The sequence below is a fragment of the Pseudomonas sp. LH1G9 genome (assembly GCF_002949975.1).
Taxonomy (GTDB): domain Bacteria; phylum Pseudomonadota; class Gammaproteobacteria; order Pseudomonadales; family Pseudomonadaceae; genus Aquipseudomonas; species Aquipseudomonas veronii.
Map to the genome: position 1 here is coordinate 5,403,396 of NZ_CP026880.1, position 23,613 is coordinate 5,427,008.

The window sequence follows — 23,613 nt, forward strand, 5'->3', positions numbered from 1 at the left end:
CACGCCACGCTGGTTTTTATGACGCGCAGCAGTTTGGCCCGAGCGCTTGCTTGTGTATGCTCCGTCGACGTTTCGGGCTCACCATTATAAGAACACTGCCTATGACCCTCAGCACCGACCTGTTTAGCCCCATGGCGGCGCCCGCGCAGGTTATCCGAAAACACTACGCTACCGAGATGGCGGTCGAACGCACGCGCCTGCTCTACCAGGGTTCGCTGCTGCCGACCTTATTGATGCTGGTCAACGGCCTGGTCTGCGCCTGGTTGATCTGGAACCCCAAACATTACCTGCTCGACAGCATCTGGCTGGTCTGGCTGCTGGCGCTGGTCGCGCTGCGCGTGATCCAGGTGGCCGCCTTTGACTCGGCGATGCCCAGCCGCCAGGCCCAACCGATCTGGCGGCGCATGTTCATGCTCGGCTCGGCGGTCAGCGGCCTGACCCTGGCCATCGCCGCCATCGCCCTGGTGCCGGCAGACAGCTTTACGCAGCAAGCCTGGGTGTTCGGCCTGATCGGTGCGGCGACGTTGTCCGCCAGCGTCGCCTATGCGGTGAGCCTGCCGGCGTTCCTGTCATTCGCGCTGCCGTGCCTGGTGCCGGCCATTGTCTATCTCTTCTGGAACGGCGCCGCGCAGCAACAGGGTTGGGGTGTACTCGGCCTGATCCTGCTGGCGTCCTTGAGTGTGGTGGCGTGGCAGGTCAACCGCCTGATCCAGCACGGGCTGTTGCGGCGCTTTCAGAACCAGGCGCTGATCGAGCATCTGCAACAGGCACAGCAGCGCAGTGAACAGTTGAATCAGGAGCTGGTGCGCGAAGTCGAGCAACGCCGCCAGGTCGAGCAGGAACTGCGCGAAGCGCAAATCGGCCTGCAGGACCGCGTGGCGCAACGCAGCCAGGAGCTGGACGCCGCCAGCCTGGCCCTGAATAAAAGCGAAGCGCGCCTGGCGATGGCCCTGCAAGCCAGCGAACTGGGCCTGTGGGACTGGAATCTGCAAACCGACGAGGTCCACCACACCCAGCTCAAGGAACTGTTCGGCCTGGAGCCCGAGTTCGTCACGGCGATGCTCAGCCACCTCAAGCCGCGCCTGCACCCCGACGACTTGCCGCTGCTCAAGCGTGCCCTGGTGGAGCATCTCAAGGGCCGCAGCGAGGACTATCTGGTGGAATACCGGGTGCGCCATGGCGATGGCCACTGGGTGTGGATCGAAGACCGCGGCCGCGCCGTGGAGCGTGCGCCCAGCGGTCGCGTGACGCGCATGCTCGGCACGCGCCGCGACATCAGCGCAAGCAAGGCGCTGGAGGAACAGCAACGCCTGGCCTCGACCGTATTCGAAGCGGCCAGCGAAGGCATTGTGATCCTCGACCCGGACTACGCGCTGCTCGCCGTCAACCAGGCCTTCAGTCGCGTCACCGGCTTTGATATCGACGACATGCTCGGGCGCAATGTGGTGGAGTTGCCGTGCAGCCGCGACGCTCGGCGGCACTTTCCGCTGATCCGCCAGGCGCTGCTCAGTCACGGTACCTGGCAGGGCGAGCTGGTGGAAACGCGCAAGAACGGCGAACTGTACCCGCAGTGGCTGCAACTGAACGTGGTGCGCGATATTCGAGGAAACGTCAGCCATATCGTAGGCTTCTTCGCCGATCTCTCGGCGCGGCGCGAATCCGAGGAGCGCATGCGCTACCTCACGCACTATGACGAATTGACCGGCCTGGCCAACCGCTCGTTGTTTCGCGAGCGGCTGCGCGAAGCGCATCAGCGGGTGCGCCAGGGCGGGCGCAGCCTGGCGTTGCTGCATATCAACCTGGACCGTTTCAAGTTGCTCAACGACAGCCTGGGCCATGACGTCGCCGACCAATTGCTGCAAAAAATGGCGCGACGTTTGATCAATGCCCTGCCCGAGGCCGACACCATCGCGCGTTTGTCCGGAGATGAGTTCGCCGTGCTTTTCGATGCCTACGGCAACCTCTCAAGCCTGGCGCGGGTGGCCACGCGCCTGCTGGCCAAGTTGCGCGTGCCGGTGACGGTGGAAGGGCATGAGTTGGTGGTCAGCGCCTCGATGGGCGTCAGCCTGCTTCCGGATAATGCGCGGGAAATTTCGGCGTTGGTCAGCCAGGCGAACATGGCCATGCAACACGCCAAACACCTGGGCGGGAATAATTTCCAGTTCTACACCGACAGTCTGCAAGCCAGCACCCTGGAGCGTTTGCAGCTGGAAAACCAGCTGCGCAAGGCCATCGACGAGCGCCAGCTGTCGGTGTTCTACCAACCGAAATTGTGCCTGGCCAGCGGCAAACTGAACGCCGCCGAGGCGTTGATTCGTTGGGAGCATCCGCAGTGGGGCACGGTGCCGCCAAGCGACTTCATCGGCCTGGCCGAAGAAACCGGCCTGATCGTACCGTTGGGCGAATTCGTCCTGCGCCAGGCCTGCTGGCAGGCTTGTGAGTGGCAGCGTCAGGGGCTGGCACCGATACGCGTGTCGGTGAACCTGTCGGTGCATCAACTGCGTCAAGGCAAGCTGGTCAGCCTGGTGCGCCAGGTGCTGGAAGAAACCGGCCTGGACCCGCAATACCTGGAGCTGGAGCTGACCGAAAGCCAACTGCTCGACAGTGTCGAGCACATCATCGCCACCTTCCAGCAACTGCGCGACCTGGGGGTGAAGTTGGCCATCGACGATTTTGGCACCGGCTATTCGTCCCTCAGTTACCTCAAGCGCATTCCCGTGGACTACGTGAAGATCGACCAGACCTTCATCCGCGGCCTCGGCCAGGGGCGGGAAGACGCGGCCATTACCCGTGCGATCATCGCCATGGCCCACGGTTTGGCGCTCAAGGTGGTGGCCGAAGGCGTGGAAGATCAGCAGCAGCTGGATTTCCTGCGCCGGGAGCGTTGCGATGAGGTGCAGGGCTACTTGATCAGCCGGCCGATGAAGGCCGAAGGGCTGGCAGATTTGTTACGGAAGAATGCGGATTTTTCCTAGAGACGTGCCTTCAGCCATTGTGGCTACAACTTGGCTGCCCTTAGATTCAAAGGGCAGCAGGGCGATTTAGTGATGCATCGGACGGGCAAAACGGCAATTCTTGTAGTATAACTACAAGCTTGCTACATCCCTGGCGTCTGCCAATAACAAGAGTCCTGTCCTTTGAACCTGTTGCAACATATCGCCCAGTCGCGCCACCTGTTACGCAAATCGGAACTCAAGGTTGCCGACCACGTGCTGCTTGACCCTGCGGCCGTAATGCACAGTTCCATGGCCGACCTGGCCCACAGCGTGGGCATCAGTGAGCCGACCATCGTGCGCTTCTGCCGTGCCATCGGTTGTTCCGGCTTCCAGGACCTGAAACTCAAGCTGGCCCAAAGCCTGGCCGCCGGCGCGAGCTTCGGGCAGTTTGCGATTCACGAAGACGATTCCGTCGCCGACTACAGCCTCAAGATCTTCGACACCACGCTGCACACCCTGATGGAAGTGCGCGAGAAGCTCGACCCGGTGGCGCTGCAAAAGGCCGTGACGGCGATGTCCCAGGCCCAGCGTGTCGAGTTCTACGGGTTTGGCGCGTCGGGTGCGGTGGCGGCCGATGCCCAGCACAAATTCTTCCGACTGCTGCTTACGGCGGCGGCCTACAGCGACCCGCACATGCAGGCGATGTCGGCCGTGACGTTGAAGCCGACCGACGTGGCCATCTGTATTTCCCAGTCCGGCCGCTCCAAGGACTTGCTGATCACCGCCAACCTGGTGCGTGAAAGCGGCGCCACGCTGATCACCCTGTGCCCGAGCCAGACGCCGTTGGCGGAACTGTCCACGGTCAACCTGGCGATCGATGTCCACGAAGACACCGAAATCTACACCCCGTTGACCTCGCGCATCGCCCACCTGGTGGTGATCGACGTGCTGGCGATGGGCGTGGCCATGGCGCGCGGGCCGAGCCTGGTCAACCACCTCAAGAGCGTCAAGCGCAGCCTGCGCAGCCTTCGTCTGTCGCCCAAGTCCGTCAAAGCCCTCGACGACTGAGCGCGATACAGCGATCCAAATGTGGGAGGGGGCTTGCTCCCGATAGCGGTGGTTCAGTCGCATATGCATCGACTGACACTCTGCCATCGGGAGCAAGCCCCCTCTCATATGTGCATGTCTCACCTGTCCAGAAGATTCATCGTCCTGTCATCCCCGCGCCGCCAAACCGTCATCCCTCGCGCCCATCCTGAACTCCCCGCACTCGCATTGGGAGACTCCAAATGGCCCGGCCCTACGAAGATAGCAACAGCTCCGTCAAGACCCGTCGTCAGCAGGAAGACCAGCGCCGCATGGCGTTCCGTCGCGCAATCGAAGACCGCTGTGATCAACGCCAATTGCTGCAAAGCATCACGGACTACCCGGAACTGCACTGGCAGGCACCCGCGGCTGCCCAGCGAAGCGCTCAGCCAGCGCGCTGATTTGCACCCGCTCGCTGCGGATAAAGCCCAGGAACGCATGGGCCACCGGTGACAGGCGCTTGGCCTTGGCCTGCACCAGGCACCAACTGCGGTACAGCGGCAGTTCTTCCACCGGCAGCTCCTTGAGCCCGCCGGTGGCCAGTTCCAGGTTCAGGGCGTGGCGTGTCAACAAGGCCACGCCCAACCCGGCCAACACGCATTCACGCTGCGCCTCGGCCGAGGCGACTTCCACCGTCTGGCTGAAGTGAACGCGTTTTTCCTTGAAGTACTCCTCGCAAGCCTGCCGCGTGCCGGAACCCGGTTCGCGCAGTAACAGCGTGTAAGGCTCCAGGTCGCGCAGGCGCAGCGCTCCTTGCTGGCTCAAGGGGTGGTCGGGCAGCGCCACGGCGACAATCGGGTTGTTGAGGAACGGCAGGAATTCGAGGCCCATGTCCTGGGGCACCATGGACATGATCACCAAGTCATCACGGTTGTCCGACAGTCGACGGATCACCTGGGCGCGGTTGACCACCGTCAGATGCAATTGCACCTCCGGATGCTGGCGCTTGAACGCGGCAAACAGGTGTGGCACGAAGTACTTGGCACTGGACTCCACCGCCAGTTTCAGTTGGCCTTGCAGCGAGCCCTGCATATCCGACAGCTGCATATCGAGGTTTTCCAGGCGTCCGAAAATATCGCGACTGGCCCGTTGCAGCGCTTCGGCCGCCTCGGTCATGTAAAGTTTCTTACCGACATAGTCGAACAACGGCTGGCCGATCAGCTCTTCCAGCTGACGAATTTGCAGGCTGACGGCCGGCTGGGTGAGGGACATTTCCTCGGCCGCCCGGCTGTAGGAGCGCAAATCACACACCTCATTGAAGATCTGCAGTTGACGTAATGTCAGCCTCATCAATGACTTACGCATTTTTTAAAGCCTCTTGGCGGCGTCCGGTCCGCCAACTATAAGTCTTTACTTATGCATGACCCAATAATTATTGATTTTTGTTAATCCCTCAGCAGGCTTAGTGTGTGCCTCGCGACTGGCTTGAAACATTTAGTCACGCGCCGACCCGAGTCTAGCGGGTCGAAGAACGCAGCAATCGGCTCAAGGGAATTTCCAAGTGATAAAAAAGATCCTGATCGCCAACCGTGGTGAAATTGCCGTGCGAATCGTGCGTGCCTGCGCCGAGATGGGCATTCGCTCGGTCGCGGTCTATTCCGACGCCGACCGCCACGCGTTGCACGTCAAACGTGCCGACGAGGCCCACAGCATCGGCGCCGAACCCCTGGCCGGTTACCTGAACCCGCGCAAGCTGGTGAACCTGGCCGTGGAAACCGGTTGCGATGCGTTGCATCCCGGTTACGGTTTCCTCTCGGAAAACGCGGAACTGGCGGACATTTGTGCCGAACGTGGGATTAAATTCATCGGCCCATCCGCGGAAGTGATCCGCCGCATGGGCGACAAGACCGAAGCGCGCCGCAGCATGATCAAGGCCGGCGTACCGGTCACCCCCGGCACCGAAGGCAACGTCGCCGACATCGCCGAAGCCCTCACCGAAGGCGACCGCATCGGTTACCCGGTGATGCTCAAGGCCACCTCCGGTGGCGGCGGTCGCGGCATTCGTCGTTGCAACAGCCGTGAAGAACTCGAACAAGCCTTCCCCCGCGTGATCTCCGAAGCGACCAAGGCCTTCGGTTCGGCGGAAGTGTTCCTGGAAAAATGCATCGTCAACCCCAAGCACATCGAAGCGCAGATCCTCGGTGACAGCTTTGGCAACGTGGTGCATCTGTTCGAGCGCGATTGCTCGATCCAGCGCCGCAACCAGAAGCTCATCGAAATCGCCCCGAGCCCGCAACTGACCCCTGAACAGCGCGCCTACATCGGCGACCTGTCGGTGCGCGCAGCCAAGGCCGTGGGTTACGAAAACGCCGGCACCGTGGAGTTCCTGCTCGCCGAGGGCGAGGTGTACTTCATGGAGATGAACACCCGGGTGCAGGTGGAACACACGATCACCGAAGAAATCACCGGGATCGACATCGTTCGCGAGCAGATCCGCATCGCCTCGGGCCTGCCGCTCTCGGTGAAGCAGGAAGACATCCAGCACCGTGGTTTTGCGTTGCAGTTCCGGATCAACGCCGAAGACCCGAAGAACAACTTCCTGCCCAGCTTCGGCAAGATCACCCGCTATTACGCGCCCGGCGGCCCCGGCGTGCGTACCGACACGGCGATCTACACCGGCTACACCATCCCGCCGTTCTACGATTCCATGTGCCTGAAACTGGTGGTGTGGGCGTTGACCTGGGAAGAAGCCATGGACCGCGGCCTGCGTGCCCTGGATGACATGCGCCTGCAAGGCGTGAAGACCACCGCCGCCTACTACCAGGAAATCCTGCGCAACCCGGAATTCCGCAGCGGCCAGTTCAACACCAGTTTTGTGGAAAGCCACCCTGAGCTGACCAACTACTCGATCAAGCGCAAACCCGAAGAGCTGGCCCTGGCCATCGCCGCCGCCATCGCCGCCCACGCAGGCCTGTGAGGAATATAACAATGAGCAAGAAGATCTTTGTCACCGACACCATCCTGCGCGACGCTCACCAATCGTTGCTGGCCACCCGCATGCGTACCGACGACATGCTGCCGATCTGCGACAAGCTCGACAAAGTCGGCTACTGGTCCCTGGAAGTCTGGGGCGGCGCGACCTTCGACGCCTGCGTGCGCTTTTTGAAAGAAGACCCGTGGGAGCGTCTGCGCAAATTGCGCGCTGCGTTGCCTAACACCCGCCTGCAAATGCTGCTGCGCGGCCAGAACCTGTTGGGCTATCGCCACTACAGCGACGACGTGGTCAAAGCCTTCGTCGCCAAGGCCGCCGTCAACGGTATCGACGTGTTCCGCATCTTCGACGCGATGAACGACGTGCGTAACCTGCGCGTGGCCATCGAAGCGGTCAAGGCCGCCGGCAAACACGCCCAGGGCACCATCGCCTACACCACCAGTCCGGTACACACCATCGACGCGTTTGTGGCCCAGGCCAAGCAAATGGAGTCCATGGGCTGCGACTCGGTGGCGATCAAGGACATGGCCGGCCTGCTCACGCCATACGCCACCGGCGAGCTGGTCAAGGCACTGAAAGCCGAGCAGAGCCTGCCGGTGTTCATCCACTCGCATGACACGGCGGGTTTGGCTGCGATGTGCCAACTCAAGGCCATCGAAAACGGTGCCGAGCACATCGATACCGCGATCTCCAGCTTCGCCTGGGGCACCAGCCACCCGGGCACCGAGTCGATGGTCGCCGCCCTTAAAGGCAGCGAATTCGACACCGGCCTCGACCTGGAACTGCTGCAGGAAATCGGCCTGTACTTCTACGCCGTGCGTAAGAAGTATCACCAGTTCGAAAGCGAATTCACCGCGGTCGACACGCGCGTGCAAGTCAACCAAGTGCCGGGCGGGATGATTTCCAACCTGGCCAACCAGCTCAAAGAGCAGGGCGCACTCAACCGCATGGGCGAAGTGCTGGCTGAAATTCCGCGGGTGCGTGAAGACTTGGGCTTCCCGCCGCTGGTCACCCCGACCTCGCAGATCGTCGGCACCCAGGCGTTCTTCAACGTGCTGGCCGGCGAGCGCTACAAGACCATCACCAACGAAGTGAAGCTCTACCTGCAAGGCGGCTACGGCAAAGCGCCGGGCACGGTGAACGGGCAACTGCGTCGCCAGGCCATCGGCAGCGAAGACGTGATCGACGTGCGCCCGGCCGACCTGCTCAAGCCGGAAATGAACAAGCTGCGCGGCGAAATCGGTGCGTTGGCCAAATCTGAAGAAGACGTGCTGACCTACGCCATGTTCCCGGACATTGGCCGCAAGTTCCTCGAAGAACGCGACGCCGGCACCCTGACTCCGGAAGTGTTGCTGCCGATCCCGGAAGCCGGCGGCGTGGCCCGTGCGGGTGGCGAAGGCGTACCGACCGAGTTCGTCATCGACGTCCACGGCGAAAGCTACCGCGTCGACATCACCGGTGTTGGCGTGAAAGCTGAAGGCAAGCGTCACTTCTACCTGTCCATCGACGGCATGCCCGAAGAAGTGGTGTTCGAAGCGCTCAACGAGTTCGTCGGCGGTGGCGGCAGCAAGCGCAAGCAAGCCACCGAGCCAGGCCATGTGAGCACCACGATGCCGGGCAATATCGTCGACGTGCTGGTCAAGCCAGGCGACGTCGTCAAGGCCGGCCAGGCGGTGCTGATCACCGAAGCGATGAAGATGGAAACCGAAGTGCAGGCCGCGATTGCTGGCAAGGTGACCGCCGTTCATGTAGCCAAGGGCGACCGGGTGAACCCTGGCGAAATCCTGATTGAAATCGAAGGCTGATCCAGCCTTCGACACTACCGTTTAATCCTCGGGGGAGCAGGTGCTCCCCTTTTTTTTGGTTCTTCACGGAATCCCGGGAAACACAGAAACAAGAACGCCGATTTGATGGATGATGTTCGTGCGAGCAAACACATCTAAAAAACCGGCGTTCTTATGCGCAATATTAATACTTTCCTTCCTTTTTGGGAGGGCTTTTCTGTCGTTGCGATCAAACCTGACGGCGATGCCCTTCAAATCGATCTGATCCCCCAGGCCACGCGATTTCCCACCTGTGGTGGCTGCCAAAAGCTCTGTTCAACAACTCATGAGTACTGCGATCGAGTCGTGCGTGACTTGCCGATTCTCGGTCGTGCAGTCCGCCTCAACGTGCAGCTCAGGCGTGTTAGTTGCCGTGATTGTGGCAAGCGCATGGAGGTCGTCAGTTGGCTGGATCGCTATGCCCGCATGACGCGCCGGCTGGCAGAGGCCGTTATTCAAGCCTGCGAACGCCTTCCTACACTGCATGTTGCGCAAATGTTCGGGCTGCACTGGGACACCGTTCGGTTGCTGGAGCGGCGCGCTCTGCAAGCGGCGTTGAGTGCCTTACCCAAGGCCCAACCACGGCGCTTGATAATGGACGAGTTCGCGTTATTCAAAGGTCATCGCTACGCCAGCGTGGTGTTGGACGCTGATACTCGGCGAGTGCTTTGGATCGGCGAAGGCCGTAGCCGAGCGGCAGTCAGACCGTTTTTCGAAGAGCTGGGGCCAGAAGGGTGCGCCCGAATTGAAGCGGTAGCGATGGACATGAACACGGCTTATGACCTGGAGGTTCGCCAACACTGCCCAAAAGCACGGGTGATTTATGACCTTTTCCATGTGGTCGCCAAATATGGCCGAGAAGTGATTGATCGTGTTCGCGTTGACGAGGCGAACCGATTGCGCCATGACAAGCCCGCTCGAAAGATCATAAAGCAAGCGCGATGGTTGCTATTGCGTAACCCGGAGAACCTGAAAAAGCCGGAACAGCAGGTTCATTTACAGGATCTGCTGGCCGCTAACCAATCGTTAATGACGGTCTACTTGATGAAGGCCGAGCTCAAAATGCTCTGGGCGCCGAGCGATGCCTGGGACTGGAGATCAGCCTGGAAGCAGTGGCTGCGTCATGCTCAAGAAAGCGAAATACCCGCACTGATCCAGTTCGCAAAGCGACTAAAAGGCTACTGGCGGGGCATCGTGAGCCGGGTACGCTGGCCAATGCACACCGGTCAGTTGGAAGGAATAAACAATCGAATAAAGGTCATCAAACGAATGGCGTACGGTTACCGGGACAGCGAATTCTTTTTCATGAAGATCAAGAGCGTCTTTCCCGGCAATCCGTGAAGAACCTTTTTTTTCGCCTGTAATTTGGCCGGCGCGCAGCGTGGGCTCAGAACCGCATTTGCCATTGGCCCATCAGGCCCTGGTTGCGGCTATGGTTGCCTGTTTCGCTGGCGTAGGTCAGGCCCACGGTGTGTTGCGGCGAGAGTGCGAGGTCCAGGCCGGCTCGGACGTTCAGGCTGTCGCGGTCCAGCGACGTGCCCTGGACAGTGAAGCTGTCAATCAGCCCCGGCGCAGCGCGAAAGGATTGGCTGACCCGGCTGTCGACGTCGCCGTACAGGTGTTTCCAACTGGCGCTGAGGTGGGGGGCCAGGCTCATCTGGTTATCGAACCGATATAGCGACGCCAGGCGAAGACCGAAGGTGCTGCTCAGGTTCTGTTGGTTTTGCGAGCCGACGTTCAGCGCGGTCAGGCCACCCCGCTCCTTGAAACCGTCGCGGTGATAGCGCTGGTAACCGAGGCCGGCGAAGGGTTCCACGCTCAAATCCGCAGTGCCCAATTGGTAGCCCATTTCGGAGAAGACGGTTTGGCTGTTGGCGTTGTAATTGGCCCTGAGCTGCTCGGTGTAATCGAGCAACTTGACGCTGCGCTTGTTCTGTCCGTCATGGCTGCTGTAGATCGCTCCCAGGCGCAGGGCCAACGGGCCGTCCTGCCGCACGGCATAGCTGCCCAGGTGCCAGCTGTCGAGGTCGGCGGAAAAACGCGCGGCGTCGAGGTGGCTGCTGGATTTGGCGCCCATCACGCCGACACGCCAGGCGTGGTCCAGCGCCCAGTCGGCCCCCAGCAACAGGCCTTGGGTGCCATGTTTCAGACCGGCGCTGCCGCCTTTTTTGTCGAGCGTGCCGTCGTTGCCCAGGCTTTGCACCCAGAAGTGGCCAGCGTCGTCGGCGGGCAGGGTGCGCAGGATCGACAGCAGTTGGCTGCTCAGTTGCTGCGTGGTGTTCTGGGTCGCGGCGGCGAGGTTGGCGTTCTGGCTGGCGGCCAATTGCTCAAGGGCTGCGCCGATGCCACCGGGCTGCTTGTCCAGCGCGTCGGCGAATTTTTCCAGGGCTTTGATCTGTTCGGAGGTCAGTTCGCCGGACTCCAGCAACTGAACCAGCGCAGGTTCCAGGGCCTTGGCGAGCTGCAGGCCATTGTGCGTGGTGGCGCGCTGAGTGAGGTAACCGTCGATGGGTTCGGCTTTTTCAGACGCTGCGTCTGCCCACTCATTATCAAGCGCCTCATAGGGTTGGAAATGGTACGGCCGGTATTCGATATCGCCCCGCGCCTGGGCGTGTTGAAGGCTGGCGGCGCTGATCGCAAGCGCCATGACAAGTGCAAATCGTGGGGGTGTAAAGGGCATGTGATCCCAACCTCTGATGAATGAGGCCGGAAATTTAGCGAGATGGCGGGGCGATAACTGTCAGGCTATCGACCCCTGGTTTGCGGGAGTTGTCTGTAGTGCGGTGCGATTAAAAACGCATCGGGCTTTGTCCGCGACAGGATAAATGGCCATCTCATTTGCATTAAAATGCATTTTTAGAATAATTCTGGCGATACAAATGCATTTTAATGCGTAAATCTGGTCGTCTGCTGAGCGGGAAATGCACTATATTGCAGTACGCGTCCCGAACATTGCTTGCCAGGTGCACTTAAATGCAGATGGAAACGACCTACTCTTTGATACTGCAGATTTTCACCGCTGGTCATTGGCGTGACGCTATGCGGTTGGAGTTCTCGGAGCCTGAAAAGGGTTTTGATGGACGTTGCAGGGCAGGTGATATCAATTGGCGAGGGGTCTGCGATGCACTGGTCGAGATTATTGACCCTGAGCAAAGTTTTGAGCGGCTGCGACAAGACGCCGAACACTTGCGAGCTCTGCCGGACATCTTGGCTGCAGGCGGTTTGCCAGCGGTCACCTTGAACCACCCCAGCGTCCCGTTGGGGAAACTGGACATGCGTCTGAAGCAATGGGGGCTGAAATGACCATTACCCTGGATGCCCGCGCCCTGTTAATCGAACGTGTCGAACAGGGGCTGGCTGATGGTTCCCTTGCAATTGGCGAAGCCGTGCGCCGCCTGCGCACCGAAGTCACGGGCCTGCACCAAAGCCAGTTCGCCAAGATGTGCAAAATTTCTGTGCGTACCCTGGTGCATATCGAACACGGCGAGGGCAATCAAACCCTGAAATCGCTGAACGCCGTGTTCCGCCCCTTTGGCTTACAGATGGGCGTGGTCAAGGTGCGTCGCGAGTGGGATGACTGAGTCCTCACCCCCGTCGCACATACCCCTTGCCGTAATGCCGCTCCATGCGCGCCTGGATCAGTTCCAGGCCGAGGGACATCACCCAGTAGATGATCGCCGCCGTGGTGAGCATTTCGATGTAGCGATAGCTGGAGCGGCCGTAGGATTGCGCGAGGAACATCACTTCCCACACGCCCATCACCGAGATCAGGGAGGAGTCCTTGAGCATCGAGATGAACTGGTTGGTGGCGGGCGGGACGATGGTACGCATGGCCTGGGGCAGGGTGACGTGCCAGAAGATCGCACTGTCGCGCATGCCCAGGGCCAGGGCGGCTTCCCGTTGGCCGTGGGGCACGCCGAGGATGCCGGCGCGGAAGATTTCGCTCAGGTAGGCGCCGTAGTTCAGCGACAGCGCGATGATCCCGGCGACGATGGCCCCCGGCACCAGGCCCAGTTGCGGCAGGCCCAGGTAGATCAGCAGGATCTGGATCAGCAGCGGTGTGCCACGGAAGAATGAGGCATAGAAACTCGCGACGCCAAAGGCCACCGCGCTTTTCGACAGGCGCCCCAGGGCGGTGATAAAGCCCAGTATCGATGACGCCACGATCGAGCACAGGCACAGGAACACCGTCAGCGCCGCGCCTTGCAGAAACCCGTTGGGCGCCAGATGCACGCCGACCAGATTGGGCAGCTTGTCGAGGATGATCGAGAACTTCAGGTCAAAGCTCAGGAAGAAGCTGGCGAACAGGCAGAACAGCGCGGCCCAGGTCAGGTACAGGCGCGTGCGAAAACCGAAGAATCGTTGTAGCCGCGACGCGCTGACCGGTGGTTTGGGTGGGGTGGGGAACGCGGTCATTGGCTGATGTCGGCGCCGATCCATTTTTGCGACAGCTTGCTCAAGGTGCCGTCCTGCTTCAACTGCGCGAAGACTTCACGCACTTTGCTGTCCCACTGCGGGTCGCCTTTTTCGATGGCCACCGAGTTGGGCTCGGCGTACAGCGCTTCGCCGGCCAGCTTGAAGCGCTTGTCCTGGCTCAGGCGCGGTTGGGCGGTGACCAGGTTGGTGAGGATCGCATCCAGGCGCACGCCGGCGCCCAGGCCCAGGTCCTGGAAGGCCACGTTGTCGGTGTCGTAGGGGGCAATCTGCACGTTCTCGAACGGGTACTGCAGTTGGGTGTCTTCGGCGCCTTCGATCACCAGGTTTTTGTTCAGGTAGCTCTCATAGCTGGAGGCGCTGGTGAGGCCGACTTTCTTGCCGCTCAGGTCCTTGGCGCCGTGGATGCGCTCATCCTTGGCATTGACCACGATCACCGCGGGCGAAGCGTAGTACTCCACGGGGAAGTCGAACACTTCAGCGCGGGCCTTGCTTGGGGTCATCGAGCAGATGCAGATGTCGTAGCGCCCGCTCCAGCGGCCGGCGGCGATCACGTCCCAGGACGGGGTTTCCAGGCGCAGTTTGACCCCGAGTTTTTGCGCGACGGCCTTGGCCACGTCGACGTCGAAACCGTCGAGCTGGTTCTGCTCGTTGAGGAACGAGAAAGGCGGATAGCTTTCCATCAGCACGCCGACCAATTCGTGGTTTTGCTCAACCCGGTCCAGGGTTGCACCGCCGAAGGCTTGGGTGGAGGCAGCCAGCATGGTCAGGCCCAGGGCCAGTAGCGGTTTGAGTTTCAAGAGAGGCACCCGAATAAAAAGAAGTTGTTATGAAGCGAATTTACCGTATTAAATAGTTATAAGAGCGACTCTCATAGTGAGTTATTTTCATAAGCTTATGAGTAAAAAGCATATGGCCGCAGTACGCACAGTAATTCTCGATGGTGGCATGGGCCGCGAACTGCAACGTCGCGGCGCGCCGTTCCGACAGCCGGAGTGGTCGGCGCTGGCGTTGAGCGAAGCGCCGCAGGCGGTGGAAGCGGTACACGCGGCTTACATCCAGAGCGGTGCCGACGTGATCACCAGCAACAGCTACGCCGTCGTACCGTTTCATATCGGCGAAGCGCGGTTTGCCGCCGAGGGCCAGGCCCTGGCGGCGTTGGCCGGTGAATTGGCGCGACGCGCGGTGGTGACGTCCGGCCAAGCAGTGCGCGTGGCCGGCTCCCTGCCGCCGCTGTTCGGCTCGTATCGGCCCGACCTGTTCGAGGCCGACCGGGTCAGCGAACTGCTGACGCCCCTGGTGACCGGCCTGGCGCCTTATGTCGACCTGTGGCTGGCGGAAACCCAGAGTTCGATCATCGAGGCGCGGGCCATTCATGCCGGTCTGCCGGCGGACGGCAAACCGTTCTGGCTGTCGTTTACCTTGAAGGACGAGGACACCGACGAGGTGCCGCGCCTGCGTTCCGGCGAGCCGGTGGCCGAGGCGGCCGAAGCGGCTGCGCAACTGGGCGTGCAGGTGTTGTTGTTCAACTGCAGCCAGCCGGAGGTGATCGGCGCGGCGATTGATGCGGCCCGCCAGACCTTCGAGCGCCTGGGGGTGGCGATCCAGATCGGCGCCTATGCCAACGCCTTCCCGCCACAGCCCAAGGAGGCCACGGCCAACGACGGCCTCGACCCGTTGCGCGACGACCTCGACCCGCCGGGCTACCTGCAATGGGCTGCCGATTGGCAGAAGCGCGGCGCCAGCCATTTGGGCGGTTGCTGCGGGATCGGACCGGAGCATATTGCGGTGTTGGCCGAGCAGCTTGCCGACTGACACCCAGTGCGGATTGCACTGAGGATCGAGTGTGGGAGGGGGCTTGCTCCCGTGGCGGCCTGTGGGCCGACCCTTCGCTCGGGTTGGAATGAGTACATATCCATTATTCAGGTGACGGCCGCTATGGGTTCCGCCCTTACGGCGGCTCACTTTTGAAAAGCGCAAAAGTAAGCAAAACGCTCTTGCCCCACCACTCGGTGCCTCGCTTAGGCTCGGCATGCCCGAACGCAGGCTTGAATCCGTGGGCCGCCGTCATGGGCCATCCCTGGCCCAGGACGGCTAACCCGGCGTCCTGCCGGGTTGCCCACGGATTCAAGCCTGCGTTCGGCCAGCGTGGTTAACGGGGCGCCTAAGATCAAAATCAAAAACAGAGCAAAAGCAGAGCAAAAGCAGAGCAAAAGCAGAGCAACAGCAAAGCAACAGCAAGGCAACAGCTCGCGATACGACCGGGGTTTTAAGCGTCATCGGATGTGTAGATACCTACGCCGCGATAGCGGTAGACCAGTCGAAAATCAATCTCGACTGACCCACCGCCTCGCGGGCAAGCCCGCTCTCATATTCTGGTGCTGCGCTGTCTGTGGGATTTAGGCGCGGCACTCCGCCAGGCTTTTCAATTGGCCTGAACCTGCCTGATTGGCTTCCGACAGCCAGTGCTCAAACCCTGCCCCGATCGGCGGCCATTCCGAGTCCAGAATCGAATACCACGCCGTGTCCCGGTTCTGCCCCTTGACCACCATGTGCTGGCGGAACACCCCTTCAAAACTGAACCCCAGGCGCTCGGCGGCGTATTTGGAGCGGGCATTGCCGTTATTGCATTTCCATTCCAGGCGGCGGTAGCCCAGTTCGAAAGCATGCTTGGCCAACAGATACACGGCCTCGGTGCTTTTCGGCGAGCGCTGCATCGGCGCGCCGAAGGTGACGTGGCCGATTTCGATGCGCCCGTGGGCCGGGACGATGGACATCAGGCTGAGGATGCCCTGCACATCGCCGCTGGCGCGGTCGATCACGCTGAAGAAATACGGCTCGTTGTGCTGGGCATGGTTATTCAGCCAGGCATCGAACGCGGTGCGGTCGCTGAACGGGCCATACGGCAAATAGTCCCACAGCTTGGGGTCGGCGCCGGGGCCTTCGAGGGCTTGCCACAGACCGTCGGCGTGGCGCGCCGGGTCGAGTTTTTCCAGGCGGATGAAACGCCCTTCGAGCAGTTGGACCGTGGGCGCCGGGGCACCTTGCCAGTCGGCGAGAGAGGTGGACATGCTGCGCTCCTTAAAGACCTTTGCGAAATTGGATGAAGCCAGGGCGTTCGGCGATGCGTTCGTACAGTTGGATCGCGGTGGCATTGGTCTCGTGGGTCAGCCAATGGACCTTGCAGCAGCCGTCGGCTTTGGCCGTGGCATAGACGTGTTCGATCAATTTGCGGCCCACGCCGCCGCCGCGCTGGGCCGGCGCCACCAGCAGGTCTTGCAGGTAGCAGGAGTTTTCAATGCTCCAGTTGGAGCGATGGTAGATGAAGTTGACCATGCCCACCGCTTTGCCGTCCTGCCAGGCGAGCGCGGAATGGGTCGGCTCACGGGCGTCGATCAGGCGTTGCCAGGTGCTCTGGCTGACGGCGTCTGGCAGTTCGGTGTTGTAGAACTGCAAGTACGCGTGCCACAGCGCGAGCCAGGCGGCGTGGTCGGCGGCGGTGACGGAGCGGATGTCGATCGGGCTCATTCTGGGGCTCCTTGGGGAATGAAACGGGCGAGGGTCTGGTCGCGCACGTCGAGGCTGGCGGCCAGCCCCTCGCGCACGCCCTGGATGTCGGCGGCACTGCGGTTCTGGCTGAGTTTGCGTTTGCCGATCAGACGTTCGATGGGCACGGCGAAACCGACGATGGCCTTGAGCATGCCTTCAATGTAGTCGGCCGGGGCGTCGCTGACCTTCCAGGGCTGGGCGCGGCGGCCTTCGTGGCGGTCGGTGAGGGCGCTGACCACGCCGAGCAGGCGCTCGGCGTCGGTAAACACGTCGGCCGTGCCGTAGGCATGCACGGCCAGGTAATTCCAGGTGGGCACCACTTTGCCGTGCTCGGCCTTGCTCGGGTAAAACGCCGGGCTGACATAGGCGTCGGCCCCGGCAAAGATCACCAGCGCTTCGCCGCCGTTCTGCAGGTCGTGCCACTGTGGGTTGGCCTTGGCCATGTGGCCGTAGAGCGTACCATTCGGGCCTTCGTTGGGGTTGAGCAGCAGTGGCAGGTGGCTGGCCAGCAGGCCGTGTTCACCCACGGTCACCACCTGCGCCAGGCGCGTGTGCTGGATCAGTTGCTGCAGTTCGGGCAAATCGTCGAGGGCAAAGGCGCGTGGTGTGTACATAAAAGTATTCCTTGGCGAATGCCTGCATCCTAGGCAGGCTAATGGTTCGTTGTAAGAGCCATCTATGACCCATTTCATGGGTCCAATTCCGGAGCCTGCCCAATGTCGTCCCTTGCGCCGCCGTTGTCGTTCAACCCTGCGGGAATCGAGCTGGATCGTCGTCAGGGGCTGACCCGCCAGCTGTACGAAGCCCTGCGCCAACGCGTGCTGGACGGGCGACTGGCCGGCGGCACGCGTTTGCCCGCCACGCGCGACTTGGCGGCGGCGTTGTCGATTTCGCGCAACAGCGTGGTACGTGCCTACGATCAGCTGTATGCCGAGGGCTTTACGCAAAGCCGGGTCGGCGACGGGACGTATGTCGCCCAACTGCCCAATTCAAAAAAACTATCCACAAAACTGTCCACAGGGTTTTCAACAGGCTTATCCCCAGCCTTATCCACAATCGAGCTGAAAAACGCCGATATTTCGAGCGAAAAAGTTATCCACAGCGCGGCGCTGGAGCGCCTCGAAAACAACCATTTGCCCTTGCCGCCCACGGGGCCTCCACGGGCATTTCGGGTGGGGGTTCCGGCCTTTGACCTGTTCCCTTTTGACGTCTGGGCCAAGCTGAATGCGGCTTTTTGGCGCAAGCCGGACCTCGATCAACTGTGCTATGGCAACCCGGCCGGGGACGAGCGCTTGCGCGGCCTGATCGCCGCCTACCTGCGCAGCTCGCGGGGCATGCAGTGTACGGCTGAGCAAATTGTGATCACCAGTGGCGCGCAGCAGGCAATCAGCCTTTGTGCACAGTTGCTGGTGAGCCCAGGTGATGGCGTGGCGATTGAAAATCCCGGCTACCGCGCCGCCGGTCATGCCTTCGCCCTGGCCGGTGCGCAGCTGCAAGGTGTGGCGGTGGACAGCGAGGGGATCGACTGCAGCGTATTGAACGGCCTCGACAACTGCCGCCTGGCCTATGTCACGCCGTCCCATCAGTACCCATTGGGCGTGGTCATGAGCCTGGCCCGGCGCCTGGAGTTGCTGGCCTGGGCCGAACGCAGCGGTGGCTGGGTCGTCGAGGATGACTACGACGGCGAGTACCGTTACAGCGGCGCGCCGCTGGCCCCGCTGGCGGCCCTGGATCGCAGCGGGCGGGTGTTGTATGTGGGGACGTTCGGCAAAGTCGCGTTCCCGGCGCTGCGCTTGGGTTACCTGGTGTTGCCGCCGACGCTGGTCGACGCATTCGCCCAGCGCCGCGCCGTGGACGTGCGGCACTCGGAGGTCAGCACCCAGGCGGTGATGGCGGAGTTCATGGCGGCGGGGCACTTTCAGCGGCATATCCGGCGCATGCGTCGCGCTGCGCTCAGTCGGCGCAACGTCCTGTTGAACGGCTGGCCGGACGAGCTGCCGGGGGTCGGCAGCCTGCCGAACAGTGCGGCGGGCCTGCACCTCACTGTGCGGGTGGACAGCCTCGCCCGCGAACAACAACTGGTGGCGCAGGCCCGCGCGGTGGGCGTGGAGGTCAATGGCCTGAGCAGCTATTGGCTGGCGCAGGCCGGGCCACCGGACGATCAACGCGCCGGCCTGGTGCTGGGCTTTGCCGCAGTGCCCGAGGCGGCGATCCGCCAGGCGCTCGCGCGGTTGCGCCAGGCCTGGACCGGTCAGGCTGAGGGCTGAGGCTTGGCTTTCAGGAACAGCGAGCGGGCCAGATGCAGACCGATTTCACTGCGGTACACGGCGATGTCGCTCAAGGGTTCGAACCGGCCGCCCATCAGGCGCTGTTGGCGGTTTTTCAGGTGGGCGGCGGTGTAGGCTTCCTCCGGCCCGGTGAGGGTGGGGTAGTGAAAGTGTGCGTACCACAACGGACGGTTCGTGTTGACGTCCACCACCGCATACTCCTGCAGGAAACCCTTGTCGCGCCCCCTGAGTCGGGTGCGGGCGCCGACAGGCGGGTCTACCGTGACGGCGCCCTCGCGCAACAGCAATTCGACGTGCGCCGCCTCCGGTGGGCGGCGCTTGAGCACCTCGAGCTTGATCCGTTTGCCTTCCCGGTAAAGTTGGGTGATCGCCTCATCAAGGCGGCGGTTAGTCAACGCAGCTGACGGCGAGGCGCTTTCGGTCTGGTTGCTGGAGGTCAACGCCTCTTCGATATCCTGGTTGGCCCGTTGCAGTTTTTTGGCGTGCTGGTGGAAGCGCTCTTCGATTTCCACCGGCAGTTGCCGGGTTTCCTTCGCCCAGGCTTCCTTGTTGGCGATAAAGGCTTCGACCCCATCGACCAGCGCCTGACCGTCGCTGATGCTGTTTGCCAGGTTACGCGCCTGGCTGCGGGAAGCGGGCTTGGGCGTCAGCTCGCGTTCGACCCAAACCCCCGGCTCCTTCTCATGGAAGGTTGCAATCACTTTGCCGGTCAGGGGTTCCTTTACGTCGACCAGCGTCTTGCCGTCTTCGTCGGGGCTTTCACGCTCTTCGCCGACCACCATCCCCTTGAAGCGCGTCTTGATGTATTTTTTCTTCGCCCTGGGGACGGTGCGCGATGGGCCGGCGGTGGGCTCCATGGCTCTGCGTTCGCGAAGCAGGGTTGTCAGTTGTTTCTCTGCGAGCCGAGCGAACTCGTCCACTTGCTTGCGCAGGTTTTCCAGGTCGGGCTTGTTGAGGTCATTGGGAAACTCGGCCGGCAGATCCACCAGGTTCTGGTCAACCCTGGAAAACTGATCCATCAGGCTGTCCAGGGTTTCGATCAACTGCTCCGGCGGCACCATGTTGCGCGGTTGTGCGGCCTCTCTGAAACTTTGGACCGCCAGCTCCGCCACATCGACGATACGGCGCAAGGCTTCCCTGGCGTCGGCGCGTGTGGCCGAAGCGCCTTCGGCCACGCACAGGAAGTGGCCCAGGGTAATCTTGAACGCCTTGAGATCATCAAGGGCATAAGCGGGCAGGTGCGGCTCATGCTGCTGGATCAGCCTGACCCCGCGCGCACCCAGGGCACGAGCCTCCTTGAAGCGTGCCTGAAGGTAGCCCAGGCGCTCCGCCATGGCGTGTGTCGCGGTATACATGTTGCGGTAGTGAACGGTGGGCAAGGCTTCTTCTTCAACGCCCTCGATGTCGAGGTGGCCCTGTATGGCTTCCAGTCGTTCGCGAAACGGGATCTGTTGTTCGCTGATGGCGGAGCGCGCCAGAAACAGCTGATGTTCCAGGTAGCCGACCATGGCGTCCTGATAGTTGGGCACCGTGTCGAGAATATTCAGGGATTTGAGCTGGGAAATCGGTACGTCGAATTCTTTGAGACGCGTATCCACCTGTTCGAGAAAGGTGGTTCTGGCCGCGGCTTTGGCGTCACCCGCCGTGCGGTCGATGGTGCCTTGCAAGGCTTCAAGACCGTGCTGGCGCTGGGCCTGCTCGCTGTCGAAGGTTGCCAGTTGACGGCGTAAATCGGTGATTTTCGGCGGCCTGAGGGCTTCGCCTTTTTTGCGCCGGCTGCGCAGGCCGCCTGCGCGTAGGCGCAAGCGCGTGTCGACGAACCATTGCCCCAGGCGATTGGCGATCAGCGGCGGGCCGCGCCGGCCTGGTTGGCGCGGATCGATGATCAACACGGTGTTGTTTTCGTCGACCATCACTTCAAACCATCGTGTACCCACCGGGGCATACCAGTGTGAGGCTTTGGCATAGAGATGCTGATGGGGGCCTTCCACGGTCTGTTGCGTACCCAATTGATCGGGCTTGGCCTGCGCAAAACTGTCGAGGAACGTGCCCAGGTTCTGCGCGCTGCGGTTCAGGGCGCCACTGATGTGCAGGGTGTGTTCGTGGTCGACGGGCAGCTCTGCCGTCGCGATATCCGGCTTTTGGACGACCTCTACCTTGACCTCCGGCGGCGGCAATGCGCGCGGCTTGGCGGGCTTCCCGATGGACGACTCGGGCCGATGCGCCGTGGCGACATGCGTCGTTAACACCATGCCGAGCGTCAGCAAGATATCCACCAGCGCCGAGAGCCCGGCGGAATGGTCACCGACCTCATTGGCGTCGACCATCTGTTGCAGGTCGTCCATCAATTGCCAGATCCAGGTCGCGGCGCCCACGGCGCGGCCCATGAACGGCAGCACGGCATTGAACATCAGCCACCCGGCGTGCTTGAAACTCTCCCAGCGCGCCTCGGCATTGGACACCGATTGGCGGTCGGCCAGGGTGACCAGCGCGTCGGCGTTGGCTCGGAACAGTGTGGCGAAGTCGTCGTTTGGCAGCACTTCCCGCCCCAGTTCGACGGGGCCGGTCATCACCAGTGCATTCAGCGGGTCGTTCAGCACACTGGTAAATACCCACGGCGAGGGCAGGCTGCCGGGAAACACAAATTGCGCGTAAGCCGTTCGCACCTTATCGGGCAGCCAGGCCAGGACCGATTGGCGCAATGGCGTGTCTTGTTTGATCGCGTACAGCAGGTTGGTCGGTGACGGGAACTGCATCAACGGTTGGTTGGACAGCGGGCGATAGAGCAGGCAAGGACCTTTTTTCGGGTCTTGAGGGCCAATGACGAACATGTTGCCGACGACGTCGACGGCCGAGCCCAGACGGCGTTTGGGGAGCAGGGACAAGCGGCGGATGACCACCGCCGCGCCGTCGACCACACGGGCTGCGCTGTCTGGATGCATCGCCGCGCAGACATAGCGATAGCCCTGTTCGCTCAGGTCGTGGACACCTCGTACTTTGTACTGCAACGCCAGTAGCGGCAGTTGCAGGCGTAATTGAGCGGTGTAGAGACGTTGCCTTCGCAGGGACTCGGCAGCGTCGTCAAGCAGCGTGCGTTTGACCAGGGCCGGGTAGTGCATGCCGACGTTCGCCTGGGTAATCAAGTGCTCCAGGTAGGCCGCCGTCATCCAGGCGGGCACCGCGCTGCCGTTTTCATAACCGACGGTTTTGTTGCCCAAGGGCAGGGCTATCAGGTTTTCCAGGGCCAACTCGGCGAGGGTAAAGGTTTGGGTCTGGGTGTTTCCCGGCACGATCAGGGTGCCCCAGGCTTGCACGCTGGTGACGCTGATCCGCACGCTGTCCAGCGTCGTGCGGGCCACGCCGGGGTGGTCCTTGACCATCAGTGTGTGGATCGCATCCAGGGCAAAATCGCCGATGTGCTTGATCCCGTCATCAAAGGCTTTACCCGCGTGCCGCAGGTGCAGGGCCGCGAGGTCCATCATGTAGCGCCCGTAGGTGGCCTGATCCGACGAGGACGCGGTGAGTATCCAGTCGGGCAAGGCACGATGTACCCAGCCGATTCTGTCTTGATTCAGCGGGGCGCGGGGGGCGATTTCGCTGCCTGGCTTGTCGTGCGCCATGGTCGGGATCAGCTCACCGCTGTTGAACGCGATTGCGCCGATTGCCTGAATCTGCAGGGAAATAAACGCACAGGCCTGCTGCTCGAAAAAGTCCCCTGAGGGTTGGAAGAGTCGCCAGTGGAGCTTGGTCGCCTGTGGAGTGGCCACTTGAATGCTCAGGGCGTCGCCAAGCGCTTGCAGGCTCTTGAAGGCGGCGTAACCGTCGGCGATCGAATAGCTGAGGATGATGTCGCGCTCGCCGAGGCGCCCGACCAGTACCGCCAATGCCGACAGGTTGAGGTGTTTGACCTGTGTGGCGTATTCCAGGTCGACGTCGATCAGATAAGCCTTGGTCGCGTATTTGTCCTGGGGCAAGCGCTGGGCGTAATCCGGCGTGTGAAAAACCGCCCTGGCGACGTTGCATTCATCCTCGTCCCAACCCTCCACGCTGTCGACATTCCAGATCGCGCGCAAGGCGTTGGCAAAGGTGCGCCAGCGTGGGCCGTTCGGGTGGTTGCTGGCATTCCAGAACGTGAGTTGCTGCTCTTGGTACGCGACGCACAGCAACGGTGCCAGCTCATTGATCAGGCGGCCGACGGAGTCCACCTTGACCGGCAGATGCACGTTCGGCCCGGTGGCGGATTGATAGATCAGGTAGTGCTCGCTGTCGAGCCAGGTGACAGGTGCGCCGGATGTTGCGCTGCGGCACAACGCGCCAGTCAGTGTTTGAAATCGCGGGGCTCCGGGCAGGATCGCCTCGGCGGTGATCTGCCAGTGCGGCGTCACCAGAAGGGTCAGATCGGGGTCGATGTCGAGATCCGGGTACAGCTCGCGCAAGCTCGAGCGCAGGGTGACGGCCGCGACTTCGCGCAAGGAGGGGCCGGTGGTCAGTTGAGTCAACAGGTCGTTGGCACTGGGAGGCGATGAGGGCAAGGGCGGGCTCCTGACGGGCGAGGTGAGGCGGGT

17 protein-coding genes and 1 pseudogene are annotated in these 23,613 nt (G+C 61.9%); 10 read left to right on the top strand and 8 right to left on the bottom strand.

Annotated elements, in window-relative coordinates:
- Positions 1-101 precede the first annotated feature (101 nt).
- The 3 genes from C5F70_RS24900 to C5F70_RS31260 all read left to right on the top strand — a co-directional run bounded on the left by C5F70_RS24900 (position 102) and on the right by C5F70_RS31260 (position 4,423).
- A complete protein-coding gene (locus C5F70_RS24900) occupies positions 102-2,975 on the top strand; it encodes an EAL domain-containing protein (RefSeq protein ID WP_017850033.1) in 2,874 nt (957 codons plus the stop codon).
- 162 nt (positions 2,976-3,137) lie between these two features.
- Positions 3,138-4,004: a transcriptional regulator HexR gene (gene hexR, locus C5F70_RS24905; RefSeq protein ID WP_017850032.1), complete on the top strand. Its 867-nt coding sequence runs from the start codon at positions 3,138-3,140 to the stop codon at positions 4,002-4,004.
- A gap of 221 nt (positions 4,005-4,225) precedes the next feature.
- Positions 4,226-4,423, top strand: a complete 198-nt coding sequence (locus C5F70_RS31260; protein ID WP_079444958.1) for a PA3496 family putative envelope integrity protein — start codon at positions 4,226-4,228, stop codon at positions 4,421-4,423.
- Here C5F70_RS31260 and C5F70_RS24915 read toward each other — a convergent pair.
- A complete protein-coding gene (locus C5F70_RS24915; protein ID WP_046485919.1) occupies positions 4,353-5,327 on the bottom strand; it encodes a LysR family transcriptional regulator in 975 nt (324 codons plus the stop codon). The two genes, C5F70_RS31260 and C5F70_RS24915, sit on opposite strands and share 71 nt — an antisense overlap.
- A gap of 196 nt (positions 5,328-5,523) precedes the next feature.
- On the opposite strand from C5F70_RS24915, the gene C5F70_RS24920 reads away from it, so the two are divergent.
- The 3 genes from C5F70_RS24920 (at position 5,524) to C5F70_RS24930 (ending at position 10,118) form a co-directional block, all read left to right on the top strand.
- On the top strand, positions 5,524-6,939 hold the full coding sequence (locus tag C5F70_RS24920; RefSeq protein WP_003213442.1) for an acetyl-CoA carboxylase biotin carboxylase subunit: 1,416 nt from the start codon (positions 5,524-5,526) through the stop codon (positions 6,937-6,939).
- A gap of 11 nt (positions 6,940-6,950) precedes the next feature.
- Positions 6,951-8,759 carry a sodium-extruding oxaloacetate decarboxylase subunit alpha gene (gene oadA, locus C5F70_RS24925; protein WP_017850030.1) on the top strand — a complete coding sequence of 603 codons (1,809 nt, stop codon included), beginning with the start codon at positions 6,951-6,953 and terminating at the stop codon, positions 8,757-8,759.
- A 153-nt stretch (positions 8,760-8,912) separates the two neighbouring features.
- A complete protein-coding gene (locus tag C5F70_RS24930) occupies positions 8,913-10,118 on the top strand; it encodes an ISL3 family transposase (protein WP_026139890.1) in 1,206 nt (401 codons plus the stop codon).
- A gap of 46 nt (positions 10,119-10,164) precedes the next feature.
- Here C5F70_RS24930 and C5F70_RS24935 read toward each other — a convergent pair whose 3' ends face one another.
- On the bottom strand, positions 10,165-11,457 hold the full coding sequence (locus tag C5F70_RS24935; RefSeq protein ID WP_026140406.1) for an autotransporter domain-containing protein: 1,293 nt from the start codon (positions 11,455-11,457) through the stop codon (positions 10,165-10,167).
- A gap of 410 nt (positions 11,458-11,867) precedes the next feature.
- Between C5F70_RS24935 and C5F70_RS24940 the strand changes: the two are divergent.
- Both C5F70_RS24940 and C5F70_RS24945 read left to right on the top strand, forming a co-directional pair.
- A pseudogene (locus C5F70_RS24940) lies at positions 11,868-12,080 on the top strand (type II toxin-antitoxin system HipA family toxin); the annotation flags it as partial.
- Positions 12,077-12,358 (top strand): helix-turn-helix domain-containing protein, encoded by a 282-nt coding sequence (locus C5F70_RS24945; RefSeq protein ID WP_017850027.1) that lies wholly within the window; start codon positions 12,077-12,079, stop codon positions 12,356-12,358. The pseudogene C5F70_RS24940 and the gene C5F70_RS24945, both read left to right, overlap by 4 nt.
- A gap of 4 nt (positions 12,359-12,362) precedes the next feature.
- Here the strand turns inward: C5F70_RS24945 and C5F70_RS24950 are convergent, their stop codons facing one another.
- Positions 12,363-13,193 (bottom strand): amino acid ABC transporter permease, encoded by an 831-nt coding sequence (locus C5F70_RS24950; RefSeq protein WP_017850026.1) that lies wholly within the window; start codon positions 13,191-13,193, stop codon positions 12,363-12,365.
- Positions 13,190-14,011: an ABC transporter substrate-binding protein gene (locus C5F70_RS24955; RefSeq protein ID WP_017850025.1), complete on the bottom strand. Its 822-nt coding sequence runs from the start codon at positions 14,009-14,011 to the stop codon at positions 13,190-13,192. Before C5F70_RS24955 ends, C5F70_RS24950 begins: the two co-directional genes overlap by 4 nt.
- Before the next feature lie 112 nt (positions 14,012-14,123).
- Here C5F70_RS24955 and C5F70_RS24960 point away from each other — a divergent pair, with 112 nt between their 5' ends.
- On the top strand, positions 14,124-15,026 hold the full coding sequence (locus tag C5F70_RS24960) for a homocysteine S-methyltransferase family protein (RefSeq protein WP_177410567.1): 903 nt from the start codon (positions 14,124-14,126) through the stop codon (positions 15,024-15,026).
- 584 nt (positions 15,027-15,610) lie between these two features.
- Here the strand turns inward: C5F70_RS24960 and C5F70_RS24965 are convergent.
- The 3 genes from C5F70_RS24965 to C5F70_RS24975 are packed head-to-tail and all read right to left on the bottom strand — an operon-like array spanning position 15,611 to position 17,374.
- A complete protein-coding gene (locus tag C5F70_RS24965; RefSeq protein ID WP_017850023.1) occupies positions 15,611-16,282 on the bottom strand; it encodes a GNAT family N-acetyltransferase in 672 nt (223 codons plus the stop codon).
- A gap of 10 nt (positions 16,283-16,292) precedes the next feature.
- Positions 16,293-16,739 carry a GNAT family N-acetyltransferase gene (locus C5F70_RS24970; RefSeq protein WP_104904223.1) on the bottom strand — a complete coding sequence of 149 codons (447 nt, stop codon included), beginning with the start codon at positions 16,737-16,739 and terminating at the stop codon, positions 16,293-16,295.
- Entirely contained in the window at positions 16,736-17,374 is a 639-nt protein-coding gene (locus tag C5F70_RS24975; protein ID WP_104904224.1) for an FMN-binding negative transcriptional regulator, read from the bottom strand. The genes C5F70_RS24970 and C5F70_RS24975 overlap by 4 nt, the downstream gene beginning before the upstream one ends.
- 102 nt (positions 17,375-17,476) lie before the next feature.
- Between C5F70_RS24975 and C5F70_RS24980 the strand changes: the two genes are divergently transcribed.
- A complete protein-coding gene (locus C5F70_RS24980; protein ID WP_104904225.1) occupies positions 17,477-19,027 on the top strand; it encodes a PLP-dependent aminotransferase family protein in 1,551 nt (516 codons plus the stop codon).
- On the opposite strand, the gene C5F70_RS24985 is transcribed toward C5F70_RS24980, so the two are convergent.
- Entirely contained in the window at positions 19,012-23,580 is a 4,569-nt protein-coding gene (locus C5F70_RS24985; RefSeq protein ID WP_104904226.1) for a dermonecrotic toxin domain-containing protein, read from the bottom strand. The two genes, C5F70_RS24980 and C5F70_RS24985, sit on opposite strands and share 16 nt — an antisense overlap.
- Positions 23,581-23,613: the final 33 nt, after the last annotated feature.